We start from the raw sequence: 5641 nt of genomic DNA, 5'->3' as shown, positions 1-5641 counted from the left end.
CACCAAATAAATAAAAAGAGCAATAGTTAACCCGGTTACTGCTCCGATATAAACTTTTAATTTTAATGGCAAGTTATAATCTCCCCCTAAAAGTTTAATAAAATTAGGTCGGTGAACCTTTTATCTTTAATTAACTTCTACAATTTAAATTTAGCGCCACCAGCTAATAGTAAAGCCATGACACTAATTAATAAGCTGATTAGTTTTGCCTTATTAATCTTCATTTTTAGCACCTCCACGGTTTATATTTGTTTTTCAAACAATTAAAACCGCTTCGCTTCGCTTCAAAACTTACTATATCATTTATTGCGTTATTAGTTCTAGATAAAGGCTTCACCGACCTAAAATTATATTCAATTTTCCTTTTTTAAGATCCTACGATTGGTAGCTTTAAGAATTGCTTTTACCACTGCTCTATTAAAGTCATCTTCAATTACCGTAGAACCTACTAAATTTTCCTTTCTTTTTGAATCAATTAGATTAATTGAAATCACTACAATATCTTTACTATCTAATCTAATTTTTTTTATTTCCTCCACTTGAAAGAAAACCGAACCCTCTAAATAAGAGCTTATCCCTTCTAAGGTAGCTTTAGCCACTAAATACTCCTGATTTTGAGCCCAATTTATTCCAGAGACTTTACCTTCATATATTTTTTCATTACCTTCTAATTGCACTAAGACTTCAAAATGATTACCAGTAGTGGAAACTTTAATATTAGAGAATTTAAGTCTTAAAGGAGATTCTAATTCTGCTTTTATTTGTCCATCTTTTATTTCTTGACCTTTTACTTGAGCTATGCTAATTTTTCTATAATCTACTTGAATATTGTATTTGGCTAATAAAAATGATTCTATATCTCGTGTTATTTTTTTGGGATTGGCAGAATCTTTAGTAATTACATGAATTTCCTTAATATCTTTCTCTTCAGATAATATTATCTTTACAAAAAGAATCTCGCTTAAATTTTTCAAAGCATTTTCGATTTCTTCTATTTCATAATTAAAACGAGGTGGGATGATAAAATTTCTAAATGCATGTAATTTGCCTTTATCCATAAATTTTCTCCTTAGAATTCTGGTTCAATCAATCCAAAATTCCCATCTCTCCTTTTGTATACTACATTTACTTTATTGGTAGTATCATTGGCAAAAACAAAGAAGTTGTGTCCCAATAAATCCATCTGCATCGCAGCTTCTTCCACTGACATTGGTTTAATGGCAAACTTTTTGGTTTTGACAATTTTAGCAATTTTTGTGGATTGGTCATCCCCAAGGCTAACCTCTTCATAACCCAAATCTTTTCTGTCTGTATTAGAGTATGATTTTTGATAAAATTTTTCTTTATACTTTTTTATCTGTCTTTCCAATTTATCTACTGCTTTATCTATGGATGTATACATATCATCTGTTTCTTCTTCTGCTCTTATCAAAGCCCTATTTGCTTGTAAAGTTATTTCAACAATATGTCTATTTTTCTCCACGCTAAAAGTTACTATTACCTCTAAGATATGATCAAGATACCTCTCAATTTTACTTAACCTTTTTTCCAGATAATTACGGATCGCATCTGTCACTTCGATATGTTTTCCTTTAATAACAATTTTCATATCTTTTTCCCCCTTAGTAATAGTTATTTTACTTATGTAGTTATATTCTCCGTCCCAATAAAAAAACCCTTTTTTATTTTACAATTTTTTTAAAATATTTTTAATTTAATTGAATAGAAATTTCCTTTTTCCGTAAACTTATTGTAGATAAAATAATTGTGTTTAAGAACTCTAATTGTGTATCTTGCATTTTGTATTTAAAACTAACGACTATTCACTATTCACTAACGACTAATTAAATCTTGTCCGCCTTTCCTTAGACTGACCTGGTCTTTGCCCCCACACCCGCCTGCTGAGAGGTTTGCTTAGGAACTTTATCCCTCACTATTACTCTTCTCTTATTTTTATAACCACTTAAGGTTAAGGCAGGACTTACTCCAAAGCCGCACCATGCTCAGTAATCATCAGGGTTACCTTACGTGGGTCGTTTCGCCTGCGACTGGCTTCGACTTTCAACCACAGCTCTAAGGAAAGGCGATATATTATTTTTTAAACACTCCTGGCTAAAGTTAAAACAAAGATATTCTTAGCCTGTGCTTTTGTTAATTCTTTAGCACATTCTTCAACAGTAGACCCAGTGGTAAATATATCATCTAAGATCAATATATTTTTGTATTTAACCTCTTCCGGTCTCTCTACAGCAAAGGCTTTAATAATATTTTTTTCTCTTTCTTTTTTAGATAAATTAACCTGGAATGGAGTTAATTTTTTCTTTATTAAAACTCTTTTTCCTACCGGGATAGAAAAATAATCTCCTATAACCCTACCTAATAAAACACTCTGATTAAATCCCCTTTTTTTAAAATCATTCTTATGTAAAGGAACAGGAATAATTAAGTCAATTTTCTTTTTAAATTCATTATTCTTTAATAAATAATTTATCATTAACTTTCCTAATGGTTTAGCTAATTTTTTCTCTCCATAGTATTTAAAGAGATGAATACACTCTTTTAATACTTTCTGGTATATTCCCACAGAACGAGAGAATTCAAAAGAATATTTTTTCCTTTTACAATTAGAACATAAGATTCCTCTGTTAGATTTAAAGTAATCTGTAGAGATTAAAGGTTTTCCGCATTTTATGCAATATGGTTGTTCAATTAATTCAATGGTTTTAAAACAATCCTCGCAGATTGAATATCCTTTAGATTCCCGAATAGGTTTTTCACATATTTTACAATCTAAGGGAAAAATAAAATTAAGCAACCCTTCTTTTATATATTCTACCATATTTTGGTGATTCATACTAACCTTAATTCGTAAAATTCCTAATTTAGTATTGAGTATATAGTATCGAGTATCGAGTTAAGAGAAGAAAAAAGAATAGAGAGTAGTTCACTAGTTCATCAGTTAGCCGTTTAATTAACTGACTATCTCATTTTCTTAATCTTAAACTGTAAACTAAAAGCTTATCTTCCCCTTTATCTCTTCTGCCCGCTCCTATACGCTAAACGCTATACACTCGAATACTATTCACTAACGACTATTCACTAAATACTAGTTAGGTTCCCACCTTCCAAGAAGAGAGGTATCTTTCTTGTTCTTCGGTAAGTTTATCAATCTTTATTCCCATCGATTCTAATTTTAGTCTGGCAATCTCTTTATCAATATCTCCAGGGACACTATACACTTTCTTACTTAAAGTTTTACCTTCTTTAACTAAATATTCAACAGATAAAGCTTGATTAGCAAAACTCATATCCATCACGCTTGCGGGATGTCCTTCAGCTGCAGATAAATTTAAAAGTCTACCTTCTGCTAAAAGATTTATTTTTTTACTGCTTTTTAAAATATATTCTTCTATATATTCTCTAATTTTCTTTTTACTTACTGCTAAATTTTCTAAAGCTCTTATATTAATTTCTACATTAAAGTGTCCAGAATTAGCTAAAATTACTCCGTCCTTCATTAAAGGAAACTCTTCTTCTGATATCACATTTATATCACCAGTCAGAGTAATAAAAATATCTCCGATTTTAGCTGCCTCTTTTATAGGCATAACTTGATAACCATCCATCACTGCTTCTAATGCCTTTATAGGATCGATTTCGGTAATTATAACCTGAGCGCCCATACCATTAGCCCTCATTGCTAGACCTCGAGCACACCAACCATATCCACAGATCACGAATTTCTTTCCGGCAACTAAAATATTAGTAGCTCTTAACAAACCATCAAGAGTACTCTGTCCTGTACCATATCTATTATCAAAGAGATATTTAGTTTGTGCATCATTTACAGCTATAATGGGATATTTTAAAGCTTTATTTTTCTCCATACTTCTTAATCGAATAACTCCAGTGGTAGTCTCTTCAGTCCCAGCAATAATCTCTTTAATTAATTCTTTTTTCTGAGAGTGGACCGTGGAGACCAAATCAGCTCCATCATCCATAGTAATATTAGGTCTATAATTTAATACTTGGTTAATATGTTGATAATAAACATCTTTATCCTCTCCCTTAATTGCAAATACTGGAATCCCATAATCCTTAACTAAAGAAGCAGCCACATCATCCTGGGTACTTAAAGGATTGGAAGCACAGAGGGATACTTCCGCTCCTCCTGCTTTTAAATTTCTTACCAGATTAGCTGTTTCAGTAGTTACATGTAAACAGGCTGCTATCTTAATCTCTTTTAGGGGTCTTTTCTCAGTGAATTTCTTTCTTATAGCTAAAAGTACTGGCATTTGATTTTCAGACCATTCAATTCTATCTTTCCCTTTTTCAGCTAATTTAATATCCTTTATTCCATAATTCATCCCTTGTACTCCTTTCTTTTATTAAAATTCTTTTATAAATTATACCTTAGTTTATATTAAATCGGTAAATTGGTCAATTTTTCAAATAAGGATTGGTTCTTCTCTCCTCACCTATAGTTGAATCTGGGCCATGTCCAGGATAAATTATCTTACCATTACCCAAAATCAACAATTTTTCTTTAATTGATCTCTGCAAATCTTGATAAGAGCCACCAGGTAGGTCAGTTCGGCCAATGCCTCCAGCAAATAAAGTATCGCCGGTAAAGATTACATTATCTAAAATAAGAGAAATACCACCCGGAGTATGACCTGGGGTATGGAATACAGTTAACTTTAATGAACCTAAAATTATCTCATCCCCTTCTTTTAAAAAAATATCTGCGGGAGGAGAACATATTTCTTTACCCATGAAGATGGAAAAATTTTTATTAGTATCCACTAACATATCAGCATCTAATTTGTGGATTAATAAAGAAGCCGTGGTCTTACCTTTAAGCTTTCTATTACCAGCAATATGGTCGATATGCCCATGAGTATTTATAATATATTTCAAATCAAAATTATTTTCTTGTAAAAGGTTTAAAATCAAATCTACCTCTTCTTCCCCTCCCGGATCAATCACTGCTGCTTTTTTAGTCTTCTCACAACCAATCAAATAACAATTGGTTTCTAACGCTCCTACTACTAGTTTTTTTAGAAACATTTTTTATAACCCTTCCATATAATAATATTCACTTTAAACCATACCAATTATTAAAGCAGTTTTCGTTTTAGAATAGGGGAATCCTTTAACAAATACCTCCAAAAATAGCTTGTAGTGCTTTGCTTATTTTTTTTAGAACCTGAGGATAGTTGGTAACAATACCATCCACTCCATACAAAATAAAGCGTATCATATCTAGATCTTTATTAACTGTCCATACATACACAGCTTTATCCAACTGATGTAAATAAGAAATAAATCTTTTTGTCCCCCAAAGGTAGTGAGGATTTAACCCATCTAATCCATTAATATACCTTTTTGGAATTATCAGCTTGGAATATAAGCCATTCACTTTTAGTTTGGGATATCTTTCTTTTAATAAAATTACAGTATTTCTATCAAAACAAGAAAAAAGAATATTATTATATCCAAAACTCTCTGTCTCTTTTACTAACCTATCTATAATTCCAGGATAAATCCTTTCTCCTCCCTTAATCTCAATATTTACAAAAAGTTTTCCTTTTAAAATATTAAGTACTGCACTAAGCGAAGGAATGTGTTCATTAGGATA

At 31.3% G+C, this 5641-nt stretch carries 6 protein-coding genes; all 6 read right to left on the bottom strand.

Annotation, left to right across the window (positions count from 1 at the left end):
- Positions 1–353 precede the first annotated feature (353 nt).
- Positions 354–1058, bottom strand: coding sequence for a hypothetical protein (locus COZ07_RS01790; RefSeq protein WP_406606884.1), 705 nt, complete (start codon positions 1056–1058; stop codon positions 354–356).
- Positions 1059–1069: 11 nt separating this feature from the next.
- Positions 1070–1609, bottom strand: coding sequence for an HPF/RaiA family ribosome-associated protein (gene hpf / locus COZ07_RS01785; RefSeq protein WP_406606883.1), 540 nt, complete (start codon positions 1607–1609; stop codon positions 1070–1072).
- A 489-nt stretch (positions 1610–2098) separates the two neighbouring features.
- On the bottom strand, positions 2099–2854 hold the full coding sequence (locus COZ07_RS01780) for a ComF family protein (RefSeq protein ID WP_406606882.1): 756 nt from the start codon (positions 2852–2854) through the stop codon (positions 2099–2101).
- 256 nt (positions 2855–3110) lie between these two features.
- Positions 3111–4367, bottom strand: coding sequence for an adenosylhomocysteinase (locus tag COZ07_RS01775; RefSeq protein ID WP_406606881.1), 1257 nt, complete (start codon positions 4365–4367; stop codon positions 3111–3113).
- Positions 4368–4440: 73 nt separating this feature from the next.
- Positions 4441–5070, bottom strand: coding sequence for an MBL fold metallo-hydrolase (locus tag COZ07_RS01770; protein ID WP_406606880.1), 630 nt, complete (start codon positions 5068–5070; stop codon positions 4441–4443).
- 85 nt (positions 5071–5155) lie between these two features.
- Positions 5156–5641, bottom strand: a 486-nt coding sequence (locus COZ07_RS01765) for a glycerophosphodiester phosphodiesterase (protein WP_406606879.1), incomplete at its 5' end; no start/stop codon positions are given.

The sequence above is a fragment of the Candidatus Infernicultor aquiphilus genome (assembly GCF_002784285.1).
Classification (GTDB): Bacteria; Atribacterota; Phoenicimicrobiia; order Phoenicimicrobiales; family Phoenicimicrobiaceae; genus Infernicultor; species Infernicultor aquiphilus.
The sequence above is the reverse complement of the archived record's forward strand: the minus strand, read 5'-3'. Positions and strand labels throughout refer to the sequence as shown.